The sequence below is a fragment of the Streptomyces sp. B8-7 genome (assembly GCF_058833805.1).
Window position 1 is genome coordinate 442,465 of sequence record NZ_JBYRRL010000006.1, and the last position, 22,955, is coordinate 465,419.

A 22,955-nucleotide genomic window follows, 5' to 3' on the forward strand; every position below is an offset into this window, starting at 1 on the left:
CCCGTCCGGCCCGCCTCGCGTCCCCGGGCGGCCGGGCCCGACCGCCACGACGGTCACGGGCGGCCGCGCTTGCGGCGGCGCAGGCCCGCGCCGTGCAGCAGGCGCACCACGTCCCGGCTGCTGACCTGCACGGCTCCGGCCCGCACCGCGTCGGGGTAGCGGTGGGCGGGGATGTCGTAGTGGTCGCGCTCGAAGGCGCGGCGCGGCACGCCCAACCGGTCGGCGAAGCGGTGGAGTTCGTCGTAGGAGAGGTCGCTCACCAGGTGGGACCACATCCGTCCGTGCCCCGGCCACTGCGGCGGATCGATGTAGACGGTCATGAGGACGGGGCCCGGCCGGCCGCGCCCAGCGAGCCCACCGCCGCCACCCGCACGCCCGCCTGGTGGCACACCCAGTGCGGGTCGGGGCCGAGCTCGGGCTCCACGTCCAGTGCGTGGGGGTCGCCGGAGCCGCACACCGGGCACAGCGGCCAGCGCCCGTACCGCTCCAGCAGGGCGTCCTGCACGTCCTGGGCGACCAGACCCGCGACGTACGCCACGCCGTCCGGCCACTGCTCCACCCACCAGCGGCGCTGCGCCACCGACTCCTCGACCAGGGAGACCACGTCCGCCTCGGCGACCCGGCCCGTCCTGAGGTCCTGGAGGACCAGAGCGCGGGCGGTGTGCAGGGCCTGTTCGAGGGGGGCGACGTCTTCCATGACCCCATTGTGCGCACTCTTGACCGCGGGACCGCACCGAAAATATCTTTCACAGGTGACCCGGAACGTGAAGGAAACTTTCCCGGCGGCCGGCGCGGGCGCCGGGGCCCCGCCCGCCCCGGACGTGCTCACCGCCCGGGTGCGCACCCTCGCCCCCACGATGACCCGCTCCCTGCAGCGCGTCGCCGAGGCCGTCGCGGGCGATCCGGCCGGCTGCGCGGCCCTCACCGTCACCGGTCTCGCCGAACGGACCGGGACCAGCGAGGCGACCGTCGTGCGCACCGCCCGCCTCCTCGGCTACCCCGGCTACCGCGGTCTGCGCCTGGCCCTGGCCGGTCTCGCCGCCCAGCAGCAGTCGGGGCGCGCCCCGTCCCTCACCACGGACATCGCGGTGGACGACCCGCTCCCCGACGTCGTCGCCAAACTCGCGCACGAGGAGCGGCAGACCCTCGCCGACACCGCGGCCGCGCTCGACACCGTCCAGCTCGGTGCGGCCGTGACCGCGGCCGCCGCCGCCCGCAGGACCGACGTCTACGGCATCGGGGCCTCCGGACTGGTCGCCCAGGACCTGGCCCAGAAACTGCTGCGGATAGGCCTCATAGCCCACGCGCACAGCGACCCGCACCTGGCCGTGACCAACGCGGTGCAGCTGCGCGCCGGGGACCTGGCGATCGCGATCACCCACTCCGGGTCGACGGACGACGTCATCGAACCCCTGCGGGTGGCCTTCGAGCACGGCGCGACGACGGTGGCCGTCACCGGCCGCCCCGACTCCCCGGTGACGCAGTACGCCGATCACGTCCTGACCACGTCCACCTCCCGGGAGACCGGGCTGCGGCCCGCCGCGATGTCCTCCCGGACCAGCCAACTGCTGGTGGTGGACTGCCTGTTCGTGGGCGTCGCGCAGCGCACCCACGCCACCGCGGCCCCGGCCCTGGCGGCGTCGTACGAGGCGCTGGCCCACCGGCACCGCCGCTGACGGCCCGGTTCCGGCCGCCGCGCGCGGGACCGCCCCGCCCGCGGACGGAAAGCCGCCGCGGTGCGGGGCCGGGTGCGAGCACCCGGGCCGCCTCCGCGCGGGCCGCCCGCCCGGGAACGCCGCACCGGCCGTGCGGCGCCTCCCCCGTCACCCCTCCCTCCACGTCCCGGACACCCCAGGCGGTCCCGCACCGCCGGTGCGGTCCGCCCCACCGCACCGGCCGCCCTGCCCGCGCCCTCTGCCACACCTGCCCCCGCTCGCACGACCGGCACCACCCGCACCACCCGCACCACCGACACCGTTCGCACACCCTCGCTCCACATTCACACCACATTCGCACCACATCACCTGCACCACCCGACGGTCCGCACACCGAAGAGAGCCGCGCCATGACCAGCCCGCAGGACCTCCGCACCACCCTCGACGCACTCGGCACCGAAGCCTTCCGCCCGGACCTCGCCGACATCGACCGGCTGCCCACCCTGGACATCGCCCGTCTGATGAACGCCGCAGACGCGACCGTGCCGGCGGCGGTGGCGGCGCGGCTGCCGCAGATCGCCCGGGCCGTCGACGCCGTCGCCGACCGGATGGCGCGGGGCGGCCGCCTGGTCTACGCGGGCGCGGGCACCGCGGGCCGCCTCGGTGTCCTGGACGCCTCCGAGTGCCCGCCCACCTTCAACACCGCTCCCGGCCAGGTGACCGGCCTGATCGCGGGCGGCCCGCAGGCGATGGTGACCTCGGTGGAGGGTGCGGAGGACTCCGCGGAGCTGGCCCGCGGGGAACTGGACGCGCTCGGGCTGACCGCCGACGACACGGTGGTCGGCATCTCGGCGTCCGGCCGCACCCCCTACGCCGTGGGCGCCGTGACCCACGCGCGGGCACGCGGCGCGCTGACCGTGGGCCTGTCCGGCAACGCGGACAGCGCCCTCGCGGCCGCCGCGGAACACGGCATCGAGATCACCACCGGGCCCGAGCTGATCACCGGGTCGACCCGGCTGAAGGCCGGCACCGCGCAGAAGCTCGTCCTCAACATGATCTCGACCATCACCATGATCCGCCTGGGCAAGACCTACGGAAACCTGATGGTCGACGTCCGCGCCTCCAACGACAAGCTGCGTGCCCGCTCCCGCCGCATCGTGGCGCTGGCCACCGGCGCGCAGGACGAGGAGATCGAGACGGCGCTGACCGCCACCGGCGGCGAGGTCAAGGATGCCGTGCTGACCATCCTGGCCGGGGTGGACGGCCCGACGGCCGCCCGCCTTCTGGAGGAGTCCGGCGGGCACCTGCGTGCCGCGCTGGCCGTGGCGGCGCGCTGACGCGACGCTCGGGGGATGCGCCCTCGTTCCGCAGACGGTCCCCGCCCCGGCACCCCGCAGGCCCTCGCCGCCGCCCTCCTGCCGCTGGTCGGCGGCCCCGGCAACGTCACCTCCGTCGCCCACTGCATGACCCGGCTGCGGCTCGACCTCGCCGACCCCGCACGGGCCGACGAGGCCGCGCTGCGCGCCCTCCCGGGCGTGCTGGGTGTCGTCACCGACGGCACCTGCCAGGTCGTGCTCGGGCCGGGCGCGGTGGCGCAGGTGACGGCGGCGTTCGAGGAGCTGCTGGCCGCGCGGGACGGCACCGCCGCGGAGCTCGCCGCACGGGGAGCGGCGTTGCGCGCGGAGCGGCGGCGCCGCAACGCCACCCCGCTGAAGACGGCGCTGCGCCGGGTGGCGGACATCTTCGTGCCGCTGATCCCCGCCCTGATCGGCTGCGGCGTCCTCGCGGGCGTGGGCGGCCTGCTCCGCAACACCGGATGGCTGCCCGGCCTGCTGCCGGCGCTGACCGCGATCGCCTCGGGGTTCATGGCGCTGCTCGCGGTGTTCGTCGGCCACAACACCGCCAGGGAGTTCGGCGGAACGCCCGTGCTGGGCGGCGCGGTGGCGGCGGTCGTGGTGTACCCGGGGGTGAGCGAGGTGACCGCCTTCGGCCTGCCCCTCTCCCCCGGCCAGGGCGGCGTCCTCGGCGCGCTGGCGGCGGCGCTGCTGGGCACGCGGGTGGAGAAGTGGTGCCACCGGCACGTCCCCCCGACGCTGGACGTGCTGCTCACCCCGGCCCTGACGGTGCTGGTGGCAGGCCTGGCGACGCTGTACGGACTGATGTACGCGGCGGGCACGGTCGCCACGGCCGTCGGTACGGCGGCGAACTGGCTGCTGGCGACGACCGGCGTCCTGGCGGGGCTGGTGCTGGGCGGTCTGTTCCTGCCGCTGGTGATGCTGGGCCTGCACCAGGCCCTGATCCCGCTGCACACCACCCTGATCGAGCAGCAGGGCTACACGGTGCTGCTGCCCGTCCTCGCGATGGCCGGCGCCGGGCAGGTGGGCGCGGCCGCCGCGGTGTACGTACGGCACCACCACGACGCGTCCCTGCGGACGACGATCAGGTCGGCGCTGCCCGCGGGGCTGCTGGGCATCGGCGAACCCCTCATCTACGGGGTGTCCCTGCCGCTGGGGCGTCCCTTCCTGACGGCATGCGCGGGCGGCGCCGCGGGCGGAGGCTTCGTGGGCCTGTTCGCGATGCTGGGCGACCGGGTCGGGGCGGCCGCGATCGGCCCGTCGGGCTGGGCCCTGTTCCCGCTGCTGGCGGGCGACCGGGGCCTGCTGGTCACCGCGGCGATCTACGCCGGCGGCCTGGCCACGGCGTACGCGGTGGGCTTCGCGGCGACCTACGCCAGCGGGGCGGGGCTGCCGCCCTCGGGGTCCGGACCGCGGGACTCGGGGGCCGGACCACCGGAGCCCGCGGCCGGACTGCGAGGCCCGGGGCCGGAGATGACGGGACGGGGCTGACGGAGGCCCGGCCGCGGGTCGCGTGACGCGGGCGGGCGACGGAGGCCGGGCGACGAGAGGGCCGGACGGAAGCGGGGCGGACCATCCCACGGAGGCGGGCCGGCTTACGGAGGCGGACCTGCCGAGGCGGACCGGCCGGCGGAGGCAGGCGACGGAGGAGCGGGCGGAAGCGGGGCGGACCATCCCACGGAGGCCGAGGCCGAGGCGGGCCGGCTTGCGGAGGCGAACCGGCCGGCGGAGGCGGACCGGCCGGCGGAGGCGGACCGGCCGGCGGAGGCCGAGACGGAGGCGGACCGGCCGGCGGAGGCAGGCGACGGAGGCGGACCGGCCGACGGAGGCAGGCGACGGAGGGGCGGGCGGAAGCGGGGCGGACCATCCCACGGAGGCGCGCCATCCGACGGAGGCGGAGGCGGACCGGCCGACGGAGGCAGGCGACGGAGGGGCGGGCGGAAGCGGGGCGGACCATCCCACGGAGGCCGAGACGGAGGCGGACCGGCCGGCGGAGGCGGACCGGCCGAGGCGGGCCGGCCGGCGGAGGCGGAGGCGGGGCCGTCCGGTCCGCGCCCGACCGCCTACCCTGGGGCACCATGAACCACGCCCAGCTCACCGCCCTCGGCCGTGCCCTGCGTGTGCTCGGGGAGCACGGGGAGGCGCTGACCGCCGAGACCTCCGACGCGCGGCTGCGGGAGATGCGGGCGGACCTGCGGCGGGCCGTGGACCTGCTGGACGAGAGCCTGTCCGGCCCGGCACCGGCCACCCGCTGCGCCGAGCATCCGAACGGGCCCGTCGACTCGGCCGCCCCCGACCTGTGCCTGCTCTGCGAGACCCGGCGCCGGGCCGCCCGGCGGGCCGAGATCAACGGCCCGGGCGCGCCGCGCGCCGCGGAGAGCGCGCCCTCCCGGTACGGGGTGCGCGGCGACCGTCCGCAGCCCCAGCAGCGGTGGCTGCCGGAGCGGTGGAACGGGCAGGAGTGGCAGCTGTGCGGGACGCCCCGCCGCGACCGGCGGGAGGCCGAGCTGTATCTGGCCGCGCAGCGGCGCGGCTCCCGGCCGGCCCCGGCCTACCGGCTGGTGCACGAGTTCACCGACTACGAGGTGCTGCGGGTGTGGGGCACCCCGGTCCGTACGGACGCCGAGCCGCCCGGCCTGTGACCGGCCCGCGCCGGTCCCCCCGCACGGTGCGGGGCCGGCCGGTCAGCAGGCCGGGGTCGTTCCTCCGCCGGTGCGGCTCGCGGCACCGGTGCCGGGCCGCCGCGGCGGCAGCGCTCGGCTCAGCCCGTGCACGCCCGAGGGCGGCACCCCCGCCAGGGAGTGCCGCCCTCGGTCCGTGCGTGGACGGTCGATCGGCCGTGAGGCCGATCAGAAGTCCATGTCACCGCCCGGCATGCCGCCGCCGGCCGGCGCGGCGGCCTTCTCCGGCTTGTCGGCGATGACGGCCTCGGTGGTCAGGAACAGCGCGGCGATGGAGGCGGCGTTCTGCAGCGCGGAACGGGTCACCTTCGCCGGGTCGATGATGCCCTCGGCGACCAGGTCGACGTACTCGCCGGTCGCGGCGTTGAGGCCGTGGCCCGGGGTGAGGTTGCGGACCTTCTCCACCACGACGCCGCCCTCAAGGCCGGCGTTGACGGCGATCTGCTTGAGCGGGGCCTCAAGCGCGAGCTTGACCGCGGCGGCACCGGTGGCCTCGTCGCCGTCCAGCTCCAGCTTCTCGAAGACACCGGAGGCCTGGAGCAGCGCCACGCCGCCACCGGCGACGATGCCCTCCTCGACGGCCGCCTTGGCGTTGCGCACGGCGTCCTCGATGCGGTGCTTGCGCTCCTTGAGCTCGACCTCGGTGGCGGCACCGGCCTTGATGACCGCGACGCCGCCGGCGAGCTTGGCCAGGCGCTCCTGGAGCTTCTCGCGGTCGTAGTCGGAGTCGCTGTTCTCGATCTCGGCGCGGATCTGGTTGACGCGGCCGTTGACCTGGTCGGAGGAGCCGGCACCGTCGACGATGGTGGTCTCGTCCTTGGTGATGACGACCTTGCGGGCGCGGCCCAGGAGGTCCAGGGACGCGTTCTCGAGCTTGAGGCCGACCTCCTCGGAGATGACCTCGCCACCGGTGAGGATGGCGATGTCGCCGAGCATGGCCTTGCGGCGGTCGCCGAAGCCCGGGGCCTTGACCGCGACGGACTTGAAGGTGCCGCGGATCTTGTTGACGACCAGGGTCGACAGGGCCTCGCCCTCGACGTCCTCGGCGATGATCAGCAGCGGCTTGCCCGACTGCATGACCTTCTCCAGGAGCGGGAGGAGGTCCTTGACCGAGGAGATCTTGGAGTTGGCGATGAGGATGTACGGGTCCTCGAGCGACGCCTCCATCCGCTCCATGTCGGTCGCGAAGTAGGCGGAGATGTAGCCCTTGTCGAAGCGCATGCCCTCGGTGAGCTCGAGCTCCAGACCGAAGGTCTGCGACTCCTCGACGGTGATGACGCCTTCCTTGCCGACCTTGTCCATGGCCTCGGCGATCAGCTCGCCGATCGCCGTGTCGGCGGCGGAGATGGAGGCGGTGGAGGCGATCTGCTCCTTGGTCTCGACCTCCTTGGCCTGGTCGAGCAGCGCACCGGAGACGGCCTCGACGGCCTTCTCGATGCCGCGCTTGAGGGCCATCGGGTTGGCACCCGCGGCCACGTTGCGCAGGCCCTCGCGGACCAGGGCCTGGGCGAGGACGGTGGCGGTGGTCGTGCCGTCGCCGGCGACGTCGTCCGTCTTCTTGGCGACTTCCTTGACCAGCTCGGCGCCGATCTTCTCGTACGGGTCCTCGAGCTCGATCTCCTTGGCGATGGAGACACCATCGTTGGTGATCGTGGGGGCGCCCCACTTCTTCTCGAGGACGACGTTGCGGCCCTTGGGGCCGAGCGTCACCTTGACGGCGTCCGCGAGCTGGTTCATGCCGCGCTCGAGGCCGCGCCGCGCCTCCTCGTCGAACGCGATGATCTTGGCCATGTGAAGTGGTCCCTCCAGGACTGGGGGTGATTCCTTCGGACCGCGCCCGCGCCCGCGACGGACGGCTCGCGGGCCTCGTGGTTCCTTGCCCCACCCGGCCTGCGGGCCTCACCGACCCGGTCCTTCGTTGTCACTCTCACCTTCAGAGTGCTAACGCCAATGATTAGCACTCGCCCCTGTCGAGTGCAAGCGGCTCCGGCGATCGGGCACGGCGCTCCGCCCGGCGCGAACACCGACGGCGGGCGGCGCGGCCTTCGCGCGCCCTCCGCATGCCCGCACGGGCCGGCCCCGGGACGGCCCGCGCACCGGCCGGGACGGCGGCCCGGCGCGGGTCCGGCAGGCCCGGCAGGCGTGGCAGGTCCGGCAGGCCGGCGCGGGGGGACCGGGCGGGCCCGGCGCGCGGACAGCGGCAGGGGCCACGCCCGCACCCGGGGCCGGGAACGGCCGAAGGGCCCGCACCCCCGGGGTGCGGGCCCTTCGTGAAAAGAACGTTCAGGCGGTGACGCGAACCATGTCGGCCTGCGGGCCTTTCTGGCCCTGCGAGATCTCGAACTCGACCCGCTGGCCCTCTTCCAGGGTGCGGTAGCCGTCCATCTGAATCGCGCTGTAGTGGACGAAGACGTCCGCACCACCGTCGACCGCGATGAAGCCGTACCCCTTCTCCGCGTTGAACCACTTGACGGTGCCCTGAGCCATGCCTAACTCCCCTATTACTGGCCCTTGCACAGATCCACACTTCGCGGACCCGGGTCAGACCTCACCCCACCATTGACCGGGGGCGTGCGCCGGAACGCGTCGACCGCGGCTGAATGTATCTGTCCAACTGCCGTCTGCAACAGGTCAATCGGACGAGAATTCAGGACGCGACTGGTCGGGAATTTACCCAGAATTCACCCGAATTCTGGGCAAGTCGGGCCACACAAAGGGGGTGAAAGGCGCGAAACCGCCGCGCACTTTGGCTACTTCTCATCGGTTCTCCGCGTGCGGCGCCCGGCGAAACTCATATGCGCCCGGCATGCGAGAAGCGGCGGCTTCCCTCAGCCTATCGTGCTCAACCATGCAGAATTGCCCCCTCCGCTTCTCTCACGGAGGGGGCAATTCGGTGAACGTTCCGTAATCACCCTTACCGTCGGTAACGACGCAGGGCTCAGCCGCCCGCGACGGCCGGGATGATGGAGACGCCCGCACCGTCCGGCGTCGCGGTCGCCAGCCCCTGCTCGAAGCGCACGTCGTCGTCGTTGACGTACACGTTCACGAAGCGGCGCAGCTTGCCCTGGTCGTCCAGGACACGGGCGGCGATACCGGTGTGGTTCTTCTCCAGGTCGGCGATGACCTCGCCGAGCGTGCCGCCGTCGGCGGGCACCTCGGCCCGGCCGCCGGTGTAGGTGCGCAGGATGGTGGGGATGCGGACGGTCACGCTCATGCGAGGCCAGCCTCTCGGAAGGAGTCCAGGTTGGGGCGGATGGTGGCGGTGAGACCGGTGCCGGCCACCGCGTCGAGGGTCTTCAGGCCGTCCCCGGTGTTGAGGACGACGGTGGTCAGGGACGGGTCGAGCACACCGTCCTCGACGAGCTTGCGGGTGACGCCGACGGTGACCCCGCCGGCCGTCTCGGCGAAGATGCCCTCGGTGCGGGCGAGCAGCTTGATCGCGTCGACGATCTGTGCGTCCGTCACGTCCTCCACAACACCGCCGGTGCGGCGCGCGATGTCCAGGACGTAGGGGCCGTCGGCGGGGTTGCCGATGGCGAGCGACTTGGCGATCGTGTCCGGCTTCTGCGGGCGCACCACGTCGTGCCCGGCCTTGAAGGCCGCCGACACCGGGGAGCAGCCCTCGGCCTGCGCGCCGAAGATCTTGTACGGCCGGTCCTCGACGAGCCCGAGGCGGATCAGCTCCTGGAGCCCCTTGTCGATCTTCGTGAGCTGGGACCCGGAGGCGATCGGCACGACGATCTGGTCCGGCAGGCGCCAGCCGAGCTGCTCGCAGATCTCGTAGGCGAGGGTCTTGGAGCCCTCCGCGTAGTAGGGCCGCAGGTTGACGTTGACGAAGCCCCAGCCCTCGCCCGCCGGGTCGCCGATGAGCTCGGAGCAGAAGCGGTTGACGTCGTCGTAGTTGCCCTCGATGCCGACGAGTTCACCGCCGTAGACGGCGGCCATGACGACCTTGCCCTGCTCCAGGTCGTGCGGGATGAACACGCAGGAGCGGAAGCCCGCCCGGGCTGCGGCGGCGCCCACCGCCCCGGCGAGGTTGCCGGTGGAGGAGCAGGACAGGGTGGTGAAGCCGAAGACGCGGGCGGCCTCCAGCGCCTGCGCGACCACGCGGTCCTTGAAGGAGTGGGTGGGGTTGCCCGAGTCGTCCTTGACGTAGAGCCCGCCGGTGACGCCGAGCTCGCGCGCCAGGTTGCCGGCCTTGACGAGAGGGGTCCAGCCGGGGTTCAGGTTCGGCTTGTCCGCCACGTCCGCCGGAACCGGCAGCAGCGGCGCGTACCGCCAGATGTTCGCGGGGCCGGCCTCGATGCGCCGGCGCAGCTCCTCGGTGTCGTAGGAGGAGAAGTCGTAGGAGATCTCGAGCGGCCCGAAACACTCCTCGCAGGCGAAGAGGGGGCCGAGGGGCACCCGGTGGCCGCACTCGCGGCAGCTCAGGGCCGCGGCGGGACCGAGGTCGACGACGGAGTCGGTGGTGCTAGCAACAGTCTGCACAGCCATGTGAGGCGAGGCCCTTTCTCCTCATCTTCCTCACGACGCATCTCGTCGTGAGACGGATTTGGCACCTTCCCTAGCCGGGAGCCTCGCTGCACGAATGTCAGGAGACCGGCTGGAGGGTTGCCGGGGCTTCATCGGGCCGTATCCCTCTGCCCCTCTGGATGAGCTGTATGTGGTTGTCTGCGCGGCCGACCCCCGACATGCGATGGTCATCAGCGTTGTTCAAGACTGTAACCGAAGGCCAGGACAGTTGAGATAGCCGTCCGAACCGCGAGATGGATCACACCGGGTCCTCCTCGCCGAGAGAACGCAGAGGAGCCGCTGGCTGTGCTGGAAGAAGTCGAGCGCTGGCTGACCACCCGCTCCTGGTCCGCCTCCGACCGCCCCCTCCACAAGATCCTGGCCGCGAAGCGGAGCACCGGCCAGACGGTCTCCGTCGTCCTGCCCGCACTCAACGAACAGGAGACGGTCGGCGACATCGTCGCCGCCATCCGCCACGACCTGGTGCAGCAGGTGCCCCTGGTCGACGAGATCGTGGTGGTCGACTCTGGTTCGACCGACCGCACCGCGCAGGTGGCCGCGGCCGCCGGAGCGCGGGTCGTCCACCGGGACGCGGTCCTGCCCCGCATCCCCGCCGTCCCCGGCAAGGGCGAGGTGCTGTGGCGCTCGCTGCTGGTGACCACCGGGGACATCGTGTGCTTCATCGACGCCGACCTGAGGGACTTCTCCTCCGGCTTCGTGTCGGGCATCGTCGGCCCGCTGCTGACCGACCCGGAGGTGGACCTGGTCAAGGGCATGTACGACCGGCCGCTCGCGGGGGCCGCCGGCCAGGGCGGCCGGGTCACGGAGCTGATGGCCCGCCCGCTGCTCAACCTGCACTGGCCGCAGCTGGCCGGTTTCGTGCAGCCGCTCGGCGGCGAGTACGCGGCCCGCCGCTCCCTGCTGGAGCAGCTGCCGTTCCCGGTCGGGTACGGGGTGGAGCTGGGCATGCTGGTGGACTCGCTGCACCTGGTGGGCCTGGACGCGCTGGCCCAGGTCGACGTGGGGGTCCGCAAACACCGTCACCAGGACGGACAGGCGCTGGGGCGGATGGCGGCGGCGATCTACCGGACGGCGCAGCTGCGGCTGGCCCGGGGCCATCTGGTCCGCCCGGCTCTCACCCAGTTCGAGCGGGGTGCGGACGGGTTCGAGGCGCGCACGTACAGCGTGGACACCGAGGAGCGCCCGCCGATGACGGAGATCGCCGAGTACGCGGCCCGGAAAGTGGCGTGAACCCCTCACACCAGCCGTATACAGCCGAACCGCACGTTTGAGCGTTTCCGGGCCGGGCTAGGTTGAGGCACATGGCTTCCACGCACGGTGCACAGGTGCTGGTCGCGTCCAATCGCGGCCCGGTCTCGTACGAGCTGCGGGACGACGGTTCCCTGCACGCCGGGAGAGGCGGCGGCGGGCTGGTGTCCGGCCTCTCGGCGATCGGCCCGGACGCGGGCGCGCTGTGGGTGTGCTCGGCGCTGTCCGACGGCGACCGGGAGGCGGTCCGGCGCGGCGAGGGCGAGCCCGGTGTCCGCATGCTGGACATCCCGGCGGACGTCCATGCGGACGCGTACAACGGCATCGCGAACTCGGTGCTGTGGTTCGTGCACCACATGCTCTACCAGACTCCTCTGGAGCCGGTCTTCGACGCGGACTTCCGCGACCGGTGGACGTCGTACGAGACCTTCAACCGCGCGTTCGCCGAGGCGCTGGCCGAGGAGGCGGCGCCGCGGGCGGCGGTCCTCGTGCAGGACTACCACCTGTGCCTCGTCCCGGGCATGCTGCGCGCCCTGCGCCCGGACCTTCGGATCGGTCACTTCTCGCACACGCCGTGGGCGCCGCCGGAGTACTTCCGCATGCTGCCGCGGGACGTCGGTGAACAGCTGATCCGGGGCATGCTGGGCGCGGACCGCCTGGGATTCCTCACCACCCGGTGGGCGTCGGCGTTCACGGCGTGCGCGGGCGCACTGGACGACGTCACCACGGAGGACACCCGCACCCTTGGGCACTCGGCGGCCGGAACACCGGCGGTGACCCGCGTCGGCGTGCACGGGCTGGGCGCCGACGCCGAGTTCCTGCGGGAACGCGCCCACCGCCCGGACGTGGAGGAGCGCATGGCGTCCCTCCGGGCGGAGATCGGCGAGGACCGCCGCAGCATCGTGCGGGTGGACCGCACGGAGCTGTCCAAGAACATCGTGCGCGGCCTGCTCGCCTACCGGCAGCTCCTGCACGACCGCCCCGAGTGGCGCGAGCGGGTGGTGCACCTGGCGTTCGCCTACCCCTCCCGCCAGGACCTGGAGGTCTACCGCACCTACACCGCCGAGGTGCGACGGCTGGCCGAGGAGATCAACTCCGAGTACGGCACCGACGGCTGGACCCCGGTCGTCCTGCACGTCAGGGACGACTTCGCCCGCTCCCTCGCCGCGTACCGCCTGGCGGACGTGGCCCTGGTCAACCCCATCCGGGACGGCATGAACCTGGTGGCCAAGGAGGTGCCGGTGGTCTCCGACGAGGGCTGCGCCCTGGTGCTGTCCCAGGAGGCCGGCGCCTACGAGGAGCTCCGGGAGGACGCCATCGCGGTGAACCCGTACGACGTCGTGGACACGGCACGCGCCCTGCACGAGGCCCTCGCCATGCCGCCGGACGAACGGGCCGACCGCACCAAACGCCTGGCCGCGGCGGCGACAGCCCTCCCGCCCACCCAGTGGTTCCTCGCCCAGCTCAACGCCCTCCGCACCTGACCCACACCGAACAACCCACCACCGACGCCCAACGCACCCACGGCGGGTCGGTCGCCCCAGCAAACTCCCCACTGCCGCCCACCGCGGGTCGGCCCCCACGGCCGGCCCGCACCGCACAGCGGGCAGGCGCCCACCGCAGGGGGCCCACGACGGGGGCCCGCGACGGGTCGGGTCGGCCACCCACGAGGGTCGACCACCCACGACGGGTCGCCCCACGGCAGGTCGACCACGGCGGGTCGGCCGCCCACGGCGGGAAGGGGACGCGCCGGGGGGTGCCCGCCCGCAGCGTCCGGCACCCACACCCCCCACCACCCCACCCACCCCACCGCCGGACCGAGGACGGACACCCCCCGGCACGGCCCCGACCCACCCACCGACCACCGGCGCAACCCCAGCCACCCCACCACCACAACAGGCCGCCGCAGGCACACACCACCCACCCACCGACACCCACCGACACAACCGACACCACCCACCGGCACCGGCACCGGCACCGGCACCGGCACCGGCACCGGCACCGGCACCACCCAGGCACACCACCGCCCCGCACCCCTGCACCCGGCCCAACCGCCGGAGGCCCCCGCCCCCGCCCCCGCCCCCGCCCCCGCCCCCGCCCACCCAGGCGCGGCTACCCCAGCCGCGCCGCCACCGCGTCCAGCAGCCGCACCACACCCTCGGGCCCGTCCACGACCACGTCCGCCCGCTCCCGCAGCTCGGCCACCTCGTCGCTGCCGCTGCACACGAGCAGCCCGGGGACGCCGTCGGAGCGGAGCTTGTCGACGGCGGCGTAGGCGGGCAGGTCTCCGAGGTCGTCACCGGCGTAGACGACGCACTCGGCTCCGGTCTCGCGGGCGTACTCCTCCAGGGCCACGCCCTTGTCCATCCCCGGCGGGCGCAGCTCCAGCACGAGGCGGCCGGGCTCGACGATGAGCCCGTGCCGGGCGGCGAGCTCACCGAGGGGCTCCCGCAGCGCCTCGAACGCGGCCCGGGGGTCCCGCGCCCGCCGCGTGTGGACGGCGACGGCCCGCCCCTTCTCCTCGACCCAGGTGCCCTGCCAGGCCCCGACCTCGTCGAGCACGCCGGGCAGTTCGGCCCGCACGGCGGCCACGCCGGGGTGCGGCGCGGGTGCGCTGACGCCGCCGCTCGACGCGTCCCAGCGTTCGGCGCCGTAGTGCCCGAGCACGACGAGGTGCTCCAGACCGGCGGCTCCGGCGAACCCGCCGTACCGTACGGCGACACCGGCCGGCCGACCGGTGATCACGGCGACGGAGGCGACCCGCGGCGCGATACGGGCCAGCGCGGGCACCGCGTCGGGGTGGGCCCGGGCCTGGTCGGGGTCGGGCACGATCGGGGCGAGCGTGCCGTCGAAGTCGAGCGCGATCACAGCTGTGCGGGGCCGGGCGAGGAGGGCGTCGAGCCCCTCGCGTCCGGCGGCGGTGACGGGCGCGGGCAGTGCGCCCGCAGGGTCGTGGGGTCGGTTCGCATCGTGCTCGTGGATGCCCATACGGCGACCCTATCCAGGACCCGGGCGCCGCACGCGTGCCCGGCGAACCGGCACGCGCCCCGGGGCCGCTTGCCGCCACGCCCCCGCCGGGCGGAGGTCACCGCTCGCCCCGCCGGGCCTCCCGCACCCGTCGGAGCCGGTTGACCGTGACGGGGTCGTGGACGAGGGCGCGGGGGTCGTCGAGCAGGGCGTTGAGGAGCTGGTAGTAGCGGACGGGGGCGAGCCCGAGTTCCTCCCTTATCGCCCGCTCCTTGGCGCCGGGCCCGGAGAACCCGCGGCGCTCCAGCGCGAGAATGCCCTGCTCCCGCTGCCCGAGCCGCTCGTCGTCCATGCCGGAAACGGTAGCGCGGCCCGCCGACACCGAGACCGCCCGCCCCGCAGGGGCCACCGGCATCGGCTCAGCCCACAGCGGCAGCGACAGCGGCAGCGACAGCGGCAGCGACAGCAACGACAACGGCGGCAGAAGCAGCGACAGCAGAAGCGACAGCGGAAGCGGAAGCGGCAGCGGCAGCGGAAGCAGAAGCGGAAGCAGAAGCAGAAGCAGCGACAGCAGAAGCAGCGACAGCAGAAGCGGCGGCAGCCGCACCCGCTCAGTCCACCGCAGCGGCGGCGTCCGCCCGGACGGCCTCGGTCTGGAGGGTGCCGAGGACGCCGGAGGGGCTGCCGTCGGTGGCGACGGCCTTGCCGATGCTCTTCTTGACGGAGGCGCTGACCTCGGCCCAGGAGGTCTTGCCGACCGGGTAGAACTCGGCGTAGGGGAGTTCGTCGAGGAAGGGCCGCAGGTCCTTGTCCTGGCCGGCGGAGGCCATGACCCGGGAGGCGGAGGTGGTCACGGGCAGGAGGTCGTACTCGCGGGAGAAGGCGAGGACGTTCCGCTCGCTGTAGACGTAGTCGAGGAACTTCCCGACCTGGTCGCGGTGCCCGTTCTGCTTGAAGGCGAGCATCCAGTCGGCGACGCCCATGGTGGAGTCGTTCCCGCCGTCGGGGCCGGGCATGGGCACCATGCCGAACTTCACGCCCTTCCTGGCGGCGATCTTCATCAGCGAGGGGTGCCCGTTGAGCATGCCGACCTTGCCGGAGGCGAACGCGGCGAAGGCGTCGGCGCGGTTGAGCTCGGCCGGCGCGACGGGCCCGGTGAGGCCCTTGCCGACGAGGTGGTCGCGGAGCCAGGTGAAGGTCTCGATGTTCTCGGTGGAGTCGATGCCGTAGGTGCCGAGCCGGCTGGTGTATCCGCCGCCGCCGCTGAGCAGCCACTGCATGGTCTCGGCCTGGGCCTCCTCGGGACCGAGGGGCAGGGCGTAGGGGTAGTCGACGCCGTCGTCCTTGAGGGTCTCGGCGGCGGCGGCCAGTTCGTCCCAGGTGGTGGGCGGGGTGAGGCCGGCATCGTCGAAGAGGGTCTTGTTGTAGAAGAGGACGCGGGTGGAGGCGGCGAAGGGCATGCCGTACTGGCGGCCGCCGACCTGTCCGGCGTCGGCGAGCTGTCCGGCGAAGTCGGCCTGGGTGGTGATGGAGAGCAGTTCGTCGGCGGTGTAGAGCCGGTCGGCGGTGGCGTAGTCGGCGTAGGCGCCGATCTGGGCCATGTCGGGGGCGTCCCCGGCGTCGACCATGTCCTTGACCTTGCGGTCGACCTCGCTCCAGGAGTAGACCGCCACGTCGATCCGCACGCCGGGGTGGTCGGCCTCGTAGGCGGTGACGAGGTCGGCCCAGTACTTCTCGGAGCTGTTGCCGGGGCTGTCGCCGTAGTCGGCGGCGACGAGCCTGAGGGTGACGTCGGCCTCGCCGTCGAGCCCGCAGCCGCCGAGGAGCGCCGTCATTCCGAGCGCGGCGACCGCCGCGACCAATCCCGTCCTAGCCCGCTGCACTGCCAGCCCCAACTCTGTTCACGTTCCCGTAGGACACCCTTCACCGGGCGTCCGCTATCCGAATTAAGGTCTACACCACGCAAGTGGACTAGACCTCTTGCGGGTCCTCGGGCCACACTGTTCCCCGTGAGACATGTCATCGCCCTCGACGTGGGCGGCACCGGGATGAAGGCCGCCCTGGTCGGGGCGGACGGCGAGCTGCTGCACCGGGCGCGCCGGGCGACCGGGCGCGAGCGCGGCGCGGACGCGGTCGTGGACGGCATCCTGGACTTCGCCGCCGACCTGCACGCGTACGGCGAGCGGGAGCTGGGCGAGCCGGCGGCCGCGGCCGGCGTGGCGGTGCCCGGCATCGTCGACGAGGAACACGGCGTCGCCGCCTACGCGGCCAACCTGGGCTGGCGGGACGTACCGCTGCGGGACCTGCTGGCGAAGCGGCTGGGCGGGGTGCCGGTGGCGCTGGGCCACGACGTGCGCACGGGAGGCCTGGCGGAGGGCCGGATCGGGGCGGGGCAGGGCGCCGACCGGTTCCTGTTCGTGCCGCTGGGCACCGGCATCGCGGGCGCGATCGGCATCGACGGCCGGGTCGAGGCGGGTGCCCACGGCTTCGCGGGCGAGATCGGCCACATCGTGGTCCGGCCGGACGGCACGCCCTGCCCGTGCGGGCAGCGCGGCTGCCTGGAGCGGTACGCGTCCGCGTCCGCGGTCAGCGAGGCGTGGGCGGCGGCCGCGGACGACCCGGCGGTGGACGCCGCGGACTGCGCGCGGGCCGTCGCGGACGGCGTCCCGGACGCGGTCCGGGTGTGGGGGCGGGCGGTGGACGCGCTCGCGGACGGTCTGGTCACCGCGCTCACTCTGCTGGACCCGCGCACGCTGATCATCGGTGGCGGGCTGGCGGAGGCGGGGGAAACCTTGTTCTCACCCCTGCGGGACGCGGTCCGCCGGCGCGTCACCTTCCAGAAGCTGCCGAGTATCGTCCCCGCTGCCCTGGGCGACACGGCGGGCTGCCTGGGCGCAGGCCTCCTGGCCTGGGATCTCCTCAACCAAACGGACCGGTCGGAGGTAACGACCTGATGGCAACCCCCACAGGGGCGCGGAGTACCGCGCGAGGCCCCCTGGACGGCTCGCGGCCCGCGTCGGACCGGGCCCCCCTGACGCTGGCCGGGGCCCGTGTGGTCCTGCCCACCGGAACGGTCGAGGGCGGCCGGGTGGTGGTCGACGGCGCCCGCATCGCGGCCGCGGCCCCGGACGGTGCCCGGGTCGTCGACGCGAGCGGGTACTGGCTGGTGCCGGGCTTCGTCGACCTGCACAACCACGGCGGCGGCGGGGCGTCGTTCACCTCGGGCTCGGCCGAGGACGTGCTGACCGGCATCGAGACGCACCGCAGGCACGGCACCACGACCCTGGTGGCGTCGACGGTGACGGGCGGGATGGACTTCCTGGTGCGGCGGGCGGGCCTGCTGAGCGAGCTGGCCGAGCAGGGGGACATCGCGGGCATCCACTTCGAGGGCCCGTTCATCTCGCCGTGCCGCAAGGGCGCGCACGCCGAGGAGTTGCTGCGCGACCCGGATCCGGCGGAGGTCCGCAAGCTGGTCGACGCGGCGCGCGGGCACGCGAGGATGATGACGCTGGCCACGGAGCTGCCGGGCGGCGTCGCGTCGGTGCGGCTGCTGGCGGAGCACGGGGTGATCGCGGCGATCGGCCACACCGACGCGACGTACGAGCAGACGGTCGAGGCGATCGACGCGGGCGCGACGGTGGCGACCCACCTGTTCAACGCGATGCCCGCGCTGGGCCATCGCGCGCCGGGGCCGATCGCCGCGCTGCTGGAGGACGAGCGGGTCACCGTCGAGCTGATCAACGACGGCACGCATCTGCATCCGGCCGCGCTGGAGCTGGCGTTCCGTCACAAGGGCGCGCAGCGGGTGGCGTTCATCACCGACGCGATGGACGCGGCCGGTTTCGGTGACGGCCGCTACATGCTCGGCCCGCTGGAGGTCGAGGTCGCCGGCGGTGTGGCCCGGCTGGTGGAGGGCGGTTCGATCGCGGGTTCCACCCTGACGCTGGACCGGGCGTTCAAGCGGGCGGTGACGGTGGACCGGCTGCCGGTCCAGGACGCGGTCGCGGCACTGTCCGCCAACCCGGCGCGTCTGCTGGGCCTGTCGGACACGGTCGGTTCGCTGGAGCCCGGCAAGTACGCCGACCTGGTGCTGCTGGACGCCGCTTTCGACGTGCGGGGCGTGATGCGGCGCGGGGAGTGGGTCGTCGATCCCGGTCTGAGCTGATTCCTCCGCCGGGCCGACGCCCGTTCGGGCAGGCTGGCCGGTCCCGGGTCTGGGCCGGCCGCCGCTCGTTTGGCATGATCCTGTCTTCGGGCCGAAGGTCGGCGAGCGCTCTCGGGGGAGGTCGGACCTGGTGATCCTCACCGTCACGCTGAACACCGCTCTGGACATCACCTATCGCGTGCGGTCCCTGCGGCAGCACACGTCCCAGCGGGTGTCGGACGTCGCGGAGCGGCCCGGCGGCAAGGGCGTCAACGTGGCCCGGGTACTGGCGGCGCTGGGCTGTCCGGTGACGGTGACGGGGTTCTCCGGCGGCGGCACGGGCCGGGCGGTGCAGGAGCTGCTGCGGGCGGTGCCGGGCGTGGTGGACGCGCTGGTGCCGGTGTCCGGCACGACCCGCCGCACGATCGCCGTGGTCGACGAGACGACCGGCGGCAGCACGCAGCTGAACGAGCCCGGTCCGGCGATCGGCGCGGCCGAGTGGTCGGCGTTCCGGGAGGTCTACGCGGACCTGCTGGGCTCGGCGTCGGCGGTGGCACTGTGCGGGAGTCTGCCGCCGGGCGTGCCGGTGGGGGCGTACGCGGGGCTGGTGCGGGCGGCTCGCTCGGCGGGCGTGCCGGTGCTGCTGGACACCAGCGGGGAGCCGCTGCGCCGCGGGGTGGCGGCCCGCCCGGACATCGTCAAGCCGAACGCCGACGAGCTGGCCGAACTGACGGGCTCGCACGAGCCGTTGCGGGCGACGCAGGACACCCGCCGCCGGGGTGCGCGGGCGGTGGTGGCCTCGCTGGGTGCCCGGGGGCTGCTCGCGGTGGCGCCGGAGGGCCGCTGGCGGGCCGCTCCGCCGTCCCGGTTGCGCGGCAATCCGACCGGCGCGGGCGACTCGGCGGTGGCGGGCCTGCTGTCGGCCCTGGCGGAGGATCTTCCGTGGCCGGACCGCCTGGCCCGGGCGGTCGCCCTGTCGGCGGCGACGGTCCTGTCCCCGGTGGCGGGCGAGTTCGACCGGGCGGCGTACGAGGGGCTGCTGGACCGGGTGTCGGTCTCCCCGGAGACGGCGGCCGCCTGAAGCCGGGTGCGGGCGGGGGCAACCCGGCTCCCCCGCGCCCGTCTGCTGGCAGGCACCCCGGCTCCGCCACCGTGCACGCCGGGCGGGCCCGGCGTCCGCGGGCCCGGCGTCCGCGGGCGCGGCCGCCCCGGGGCTGCCCCCGGTCCACTCGGGGCTACTCCTTGACCTGGCCTTCCTTCAGCACCAGCTTGTCCAGCAGCACGTCGCACTTGTCGCCGTCGCCGCAGGACAGGGCGATGGTGTTGGTGCCCTTGGTGAGGTTCGGCCAGGCGAACGTGGTGGTCCAGCCCTTGGCGAAGTCGCCGTCGGCGGCGCCCGCGTAGTTCTTCATGTTCAGCTTGCTGCCGAACTCCTTGCCGTTGACGGTCAGCGTCATCGACTGGTCGTCGCCGGCGGTGCTGTACTGGGCGAACAGGGTGTAGACGCCGTCCTTGGGGATGTCGTCGACGGTCCAGGTGACGGAGGCGCCCGGCTGGTTCAGCCCGGTGAGGTAGACGCCGCCGGAGGAGGAGGCGCCCGCGACGTCGGAGGCGGTGGTCACGCCCGGGGACAGCAGCAGCGTCTTGCCCTCGGCCTCCACCGGCTGCATCGGCTTGTCGGCGTCCTCCCCGTCGGCCGACGGGGTCGGCTCGCCGCTCTCGGAGCTGGTGGCGGTGGGGCCGGGCTGGTTGTCGGCGGTGCCGTCGGGGCTGTCGTCGCCGCCGATCATGGCGACGCCGATGCCGATGACGACCGCGGCGACCACGGCGATCGCGCCGATCAGCAGGCCCTTGGTGTTGGGGCCGCGGCGCCCCCCGCCGCCGGTGTTGCCGTAGGACGGTGCCGGGGAGGTGGGAGCGCCGCCGCCCGGCAGGGTCTCCGGGGCGGCGTAGTGCGCGTGGGGCCGGCCGTTCGCGGCCGGCGGCTGCCCGTAGGCGGGCTGCTGCGGGACCGGCTGGCCGTGGGGCGCGCCCTGCGGCTGGCCGTACTGGCGTTCGCCGACCGTCCGCACCCTGCTGACGGAGTTGGGGTAGCCGTAGCCGCCGGAGGGCGGCTGGGCGCCGTTGGCCTGCCCGTCGGCGTACAGGTAGCCGAACGGGTCGTCGTCCTCGGGCGTGCTCGCGCCGTTGTTGCCGGGCGTCATCCCTTGGTACTCCTCAACAGGTGCGGGGCAGATGCGATACAGATGCGTACACGGGTCAGCAGGGCGAGCCTACCCGGTCCCGCTGCCCCAAACGGGTGACTCAGCTCGCACCGCTCCGCTGACCTGCGGGTCAGCCCGCACGTCTGTGCTGTTTGGGACGAGATCGTTTCTCGACGTACATCCGCTCGTCCGCCGACTTCAGGACTTCGTCGGCCGTCATCCCGCAGTGCGCCCAGCCGATGCCGAAGCTGGCGCCCACCCTGACGGCCCGGCCCTCGGCGCGGATCGGCTGGATGATCTCGTTGCGCAGGCGTACGGCGAGGTCCTGGGCGTCGGCCCGGCCGAGCCCGTCGGCGAGGATCACGAACTCGTCGCCGCCGAGCCGGGCGACGGTGTCCCCGTCGCGCACTCCGCGCGACAGGCGCCGGGCGACCTCGATGAGGACGGAGTCCCCGGCGTTGTGCCCGAACCGGTCGTTGATCGACTTGAATCCGTCGAGGTCGCAGAAGAGCACCGCGAGCCCCTTGGTGCCGTCGTCGTGCTCGCCCTGCGGGGCGGCGGTGTGCACATGGTGGTCGTAGGCGTCGTACGCCTCGGCGCCCGGCCGCAGGTCGAAGTCGTGGCCGCGGGCGTCGTAGGCGGGGTGCCCGTAGGCCGCGTCGACGGACTCCAGCTCTCCGGGGTGGCCGGACTGCGGGCGCCGGCACAGCCGGGCGGCCAGCCGCGCGCGCAGTTCGGCGGAGTTCGGCAGGCCGGTGAGGGAGTCGTGGGAGGCGCGGTGGGCGAGCTGGAGCTCGCGGCGCTTGCGCTCCTCTATGTCCTCGACGTGGGTGAGCAGGAAGCGGGGTCCGTCGGCGGCGTCGGCGACGACGGAGTTGCGCAGGCTGACCCAGACGTAGGTGCCGTCGCGGCGGCCCAGCCGCAGCTCGGCGCGGCCGCCCTCGGCGGAGGTCCGCAGCAGGGTGCCGATGTCCTCGGGGTGGACGAGGTCGGAGAAGGAGTAGCGGCGCATCGCGGCGGCGGGGCGGCCCAGCAGGCGGCACAGGGCGTCGTTGGTGCGCAGGATCCGTCCGTGCTGGTCGCCGCCCATCTCGGCGATGGCCATGCCGGAGGGCGCGTACTCGAACGCCTGCCTGAAACTCTCCTCGCTGGCCCGCAGCGCCTGCTGCTCGCGTTCCAGCCGGACCAGGGCGCGCTGCATGTTCGCACGCAGACGCGCGTTGCTGATGGCGATGGCGGCCTGGAAGGCGTACATCTGCAGGGCCTCGCGGCCCCAGGCGCCGGGCCGGCGTCCGTTGCGGGGCCGGTCCACGGAGAGCACGCCGAGCAGCTCGCCGTGCGGGCCGCCCTGGCCGCCCGGCGTGTACATCGGCGCGAAGAGCCGGTCGGCGGGGTGCCACTCGTCCTCGAAGCGGGGCGCGGGGCCGTCGGTGAACCACTGCGGGACGTCGTCGTCGTCGAGGACCCAGCCTTCGGTGTGGGATATGAAGATCAGGTCGCCCCAGGCCTCGCCCATGCTCAGCCGCCGCTCCCAGGAGGTGCGCGAACCGACCCGGCCGGTGATCAGCGCCTCGGCGGCGGGGTTCCCGGAGAGGGCGGCCACGACGAGGTCGCCGTCGGGGCGTACGAGGTTCACGCAGGCGAGTTCGTACCCGAGGGCCTTGACGACTCCGTCGGCCACGGTCTGGAGGGTGTCGGCGAGGCTGCGCGCGGTGTTCATGTCGGCCATGACCTGGTGCAGCTGCCGGAGGGAGGCCAGACGGACGTAGGGCTCGGACTCGGTCTCCATGCTCGCCCTCCCCCCGAGACCTCGCAGCGAATCAAGGGTTGTGTTCGGCGCCGTTTCTGGTGGTGCTTCTGGTGGTGCCCTGTCTGCCTTCTCTGCGTTCTTGGGCTTCCCCGCCACTGAATCACAGCGCGCTGCCCACTCGGTACACAGGGTCAACAATTAGTGCCGCTTGTGACTCAAGTCACAGGCGAACGTGAACAATTGCGTCGGTTTTCTGCGTTCTTCCCGACGCTTCCGCGCTCTTCCCGGCTGTTTGTGGCCCGTTCCCCGCGCGTAAACCCGCCGGAGTTGCACGGGAAAAGGCGCGGTACTTCCCGTGCGGCTCCGTCCGGAGTCCTAGGTCCGCGCTCGGACCGAGGCCCGATGCCGGTGCCACGCC

The 22,955-nt window shown here is 73.7% G+C and carries 20 protein-coding genes and 1 riboswitch; of the genes, 9 read left to right on the top strand and 11 right to left on the bottom strand.

Annotated elements, in window-relative coordinates; all coding sequences use genetic code 11:
- Positions 1–53: 53 nt before the first annotated feature.
- Both AC5K6T_RS30170 and AC5K6T_RS30175 read right to left on the bottom strand, forming a co-directional pair.
- The gene (locus tag AC5K6T_RS30170; RefSeq protein ID WP_493214087.1) at positions 54–320 is read right to left on the bottom strand and encodes a DUF4031 domain-containing protein; all 267 of its coding nucleotides are present in this window, start codon (positions 318–320) and stop codon (positions 54–56) included.
- Entirely contained in the window at positions 317–697 is a 381-nt protein-coding gene (locus AC5K6T_RS30175; protein WP_493214088.1) for a DUF8819 family protein, read from the bottom strand. Before AC5K6T_RS30175 ends, AC5K6T_RS30170 begins: the two co-directional genes overlap by 4 nt.
- Before the next feature lie 55 nt (positions 698–752).
- Here AC5K6T_RS30175 and AC5K6T_RS30180 point away from each other — a divergent pair, with 55 nt between their 5' ends.
- From AC5K6T_RS30180 to AC5K6T_RS30195, 4 genes are all read left to right on the top strand, one after another.
- Positions 753–1,676, top strand: a complete 924-nt coding sequence (locus AC5K6T_RS30180) for a MurR/RpiR family transcriptional regulator (protein WP_493214089.1) — start codon at positions 753–755, stop codon at positions 1,674–1,676.
- 389 nt (positions 1,677–2,065) lie between these two features.
- Complete coding sequence (gene murQ / locus AC5K6T_RS30185; protein WP_493214091.1) at positions 2,066–2,992, top strand: N-acetylmuramic acid 6-phosphate etherase; 927 nt, start codon at positions 2,066–2,068, stop codon at positions 2,990–2,992.
- Between the two features lie 15 nt (positions 2,993–3,007).
- Complete coding sequence (locus AC5K6T_RS30190; RefSeq protein ID WP_493214093.1) at positions 3,008–4,501, top strand: PTS transporter subunit EIIC; 1,494 nt, start codon at positions 3,008–3,010, stop codon at positions 4,499–4,501.
- A gap of 587 nt (positions 4,502–5,088) precedes the next feature.
- On the top strand, positions 5,089–5,652 hold the full coding sequence (locus AC5K6T_RS30195) for a hypothetical protein (RefSeq protein WP_493214095.1): 564 nt from the start codon (positions 5,089–5,091) through the stop codon (positions 5,650–5,652).
- Positions 5,653–5,859: 207 nt separating this feature from the next.
- Here AC5K6T_RS30195 and groL read toward each other — a convergent pair whose 3' ends face one another.
- The 4 genes from groL to thrC all read right to left on the bottom strand — a co-directional run bounded on the left by groL (position 5,860) and on the right by thrC (position 10,185).
- Positions 5,860–7,482, bottom strand: a complete 1,623-nt coding sequence (gene groL / locus AC5K6T_RS30200; protein ID WP_493214097.1) for a chaperonin GroEL — start codon at positions 7,480–7,482, stop codon at positions 5,860–5,862.
- Positions 7,483–7,974: 492 nt separating this feature from the next.
- A complete protein-coding gene (locus AC5K6T_RS30205) occupies positions 7,975–8,178 on the bottom strand; it encodes a cold-shock protein (protein WP_004986573.1) in 204 nt (67 codons plus the stop codon).
- A 451-nt stretch (positions 8,179–8,629) separates the two neighbouring features.
- Positions 8,630–8,905 (bottom strand): MoaD/ThiS family protein, encoded by a 276-nt coding sequence (locus AC5K6T_RS30210; RefSeq protein ID WP_493214100.1) that lies wholly within the window; start codon positions 8,903–8,905, stop codon positions 8,630–8,632.
- Entirely contained in the window at positions 8,902–10,185 is a 1,284-nt protein-coding gene (gene thrC / locus AC5K6T_RS30215) for a threonine synthase (RefSeq protein WP_493214102.1), read from the bottom strand. The genes AC5K6T_RS30210 and thrC overlap by 4 nt, the downstream gene beginning before the upstream one ends.
- An 18-nt stretch (positions 10,186–10,203) precedes the next feature.
- Positions 10,204–10,350: riboswitch (SAM riboswitch) on the bottom strand.
- Between the two features lie 159 nt (positions 10,351–10,509).
- Between thrC and AC5K6T_RS30220 the strand changes: the two genes are divergently transcribed.
- Positions 10,510–11,454 (top strand): glucosyl-3-phosphoglycerate synthase, encoded by a 945-nt coding sequence (locus AC5K6T_RS30220; protein WP_493214103.1) that lies wholly within the window; start codon positions 10,510–10,512, stop codon positions 11,452–11,454.
- A gap of 71 nt (positions 11,455–11,525) precedes the next feature.
- Positions 11,526–12,956 carry an alpha,alpha-trehalose-phosphate synthase (UDP-forming) gene (locus AC5K6T_RS30225; RefSeq protein ID WP_493214105.1) on the top strand — a complete coding sequence of 477 codons (1,431 nt, stop codon included), beginning with the start codon at positions 11,526–11,528 and terminating at the stop codon, positions 12,954–12,956.
- A gap of 628 nt (positions 12,957–13,584) precedes the next feature.
- Here AC5K6T_RS30225 and otsB read toward each other — a convergent pair.
- From otsB to AC5K6T_RS30240, 3 genes are all read right to left on the bottom strand, one after another.
- Complete coding sequence (gene otsB / locus AC5K6T_RS30230) at positions 13,585–14,460, bottom strand: trehalose-phosphatase (protein ID WP_493214107.1); 876 nt, start codon at positions 14,458–14,460, stop codon at positions 13,585–13,587.
- 97 nt (positions 14,461–14,557) lie between these two features.
- On the bottom strand, positions 14,558–14,791 hold the full coding sequence (locus AC5K6T_RS30235) for a DUF3263 domain-containing protein (protein ID WP_493214306.1): 234 nt from the start codon (positions 14,789–14,791) through the stop codon (positions 14,558–14,560).
- A gap of 259 nt (positions 14,792–15,050) precedes the next feature.
- Positions 15,051–16,274 carry an extracellular solute-binding protein gene (locus tag AC5K6T_RS30240; RefSeq protein WP_493214307.1) on the bottom strand — a complete coding sequence of 408 codons (1,224 nt, stop codon included), beginning with the start codon at positions 16,272–16,274 and terminating at the stop codon, positions 15,051–15,053.
- Positions 16,275–16,448: 174 nt separating this feature from the next.
- Here AC5K6T_RS30240 and AC5K6T_RS30245 point away from each other — a divergent pair, with 174 nt between their 5' ends.
- The 3 genes from AC5K6T_RS30245 to AC5K6T_RS30255 all read left to right on the top strand — a co-directional run bounded on the left by AC5K6T_RS30245 (position 16,449) and on the right by AC5K6T_RS30255 (position 19,664).
- Positions 16,449–17,393: an ROK family protein gene (locus AC5K6T_RS30245; RefSeq protein ID WP_493214109.1), complete on the top strand. Its 945-nt coding sequence runs from the start codon at positions 16,449–16,451 to the stop codon at positions 17,391–17,393.
- Positions 17,390–18,604, top strand: coding sequence for an N-acetylglucosamine-6-phosphate deacetylase (gene nagA, locus AC5K6T_RS30250; RefSeq protein ID WP_493214308.1), 1,215 nt, complete (start codon positions 17,390–17,392; stop codon positions 18,602–18,604). The genes AC5K6T_RS30245 and nagA overlap by 4 nt, the downstream gene beginning before the upstream one ends.
- A gap of 130 nt (positions 18,605–18,734) precedes the next feature.
- Positions 18,735–19,664, top strand: a complete 930-nt coding sequence (locus tag AC5K6T_RS30255) for a 1-phosphofructokinase family hexose kinase (protein WP_493214111.1) — start codon at positions 18,735–18,737, stop codon at positions 19,662–19,664.
- Between the two features lie 154 nt (positions 19,665–19,818).
- Here AC5K6T_RS30255 and AC5K6T_RS30260 read toward each other — a convergent pair whose 3' ends face one another.
- Together AC5K6T_RS30260 and cdgB are read right to left on the bottom strand one after the other, a co-directional pair.
- The gene (locus AC5K6T_RS30260) at positions 19,819–20,787 is read right to left on the bottom strand and encodes a carbohydrate-binding protein (protein WP_493214113.1); all 969 of its coding nucleotides are present in this window, start codon (positions 20,785–20,787) and stop codon (positions 19,819–19,821) included.
- A 130-nt stretch (positions 20,788–20,917) separates the two neighbouring features.
- Positions 20,918–22,576 (bottom strand): diguanylate cyclase CdgB, encoded by a 1,659-nt coding sequence (gene cdgB, locus AC5K6T_RS30265; protein ID WP_493214114.1) that lies wholly within the window; start codon positions 22,574–22,576, stop codon positions 20,918–20,920.
- Positions 22,577–22,955 lie beyond the last annotated feature (379 nt).

Coding starts and splice junctions, on each gene's coding strand:
- AC5K6T_RS30170 (WP_493214087.1), bottom strand. CDS start 320: ATGACCGTCTACATCGATCCGCCGCAGTGGCCGGGGCACGGACGGATG.
- AC5K6T_RS30175 (WP_493214088.1), bottom strand. CDS start 697: ATGGAAGACGTCGCCCCCCTCGAACAGGCCCTGCACACCGCCCGCGCT.
- murQ (WP_493214091.1), top strand. CDS start 2,066: ATGACCAGCCCGCAGGACCTCCGCACCACCCTCGACGCACTCGGCACC.
- AC5K6T_RS30190 (WP_493214093.1), top strand. CDS start 3,008: ATGCGCCCTCGTTCCGCAGACGGTCCCCGCCCCGGCACCCCGCAGGCC.
- AC5K6T_RS30195 (WP_493214095.1), top strand. CDS start 5,089: ATGAACCACGCCCAGCTCACCGCCCTCGGCCGTGCCCTGCGTGTGCTC.
- groL (WP_493214097.1), bottom strand. CDS start 7,482: ATGGCCAAGATCATCGCGTTCGACGAGGAGGCGCGGCGCGGCCTCGAG.
- AC5K6T_RS30205 (WP_004986573.1), bottom strand. CDS start 8,178: ATGGCTCAGGGCACCGTCAAGTGGTTCAACGCGGAGAAGGGGTACGGC.
- AC5K6T_RS30210 (WP_493214100.1), bottom strand. CDS start 8,905: ATGAGCGTGACCGTCCGCATCCCCACCATCCTGCGCACCTACACCGGC.
- thrC (WP_493214102.1), bottom strand. CDS start 10,185: ATGGCTGTGCAGACTGTTGCTAGCACCACCGACTCCGTCGTCGACCTC.
- AC5K6T_RS30225 (WP_493214105.1), top strand. CDS start 11,526: ATGGCTTCCACGCACGGTGCACAGGTGCTGGTCGCGTCCAATCGCGGC.
- otsB (WP_493214107.1), bottom strand. CDS start 14,460: ATGGGCATCCACGAGCACGATGCGAACCGACCCCACGACCCTGCGGGC.
- AC5K6T_RS30235 (WP_493214306.1), bottom strand. CDS start 14,791: ATGGACGACGAGCGGCTCGGGCAGCGGGAGCAGGGCATTCTCGCGCTG.
- AC5K6T_RS30240 (WP_493214307.1), bottom strand. CDS start 16,274: ATGACGGCGCTCCTCGGCGGCTGCGGGCTCGACGGCGAGGCCGACGTC.
- AC5K6T_RS30260 (WP_493214113.1), bottom strand. CDS start 20,787: ATGACGCCCGGCAACAACGGCGCGAGCACGCCCGAGGACGACGACCCG.
- cdgB (WP_493214114.1), bottom strand. CDS start 22,576: ATGGAGACCGAGTCCGAGCCCTACGTCCGTCTGGCCTCCCTCCGGCAG.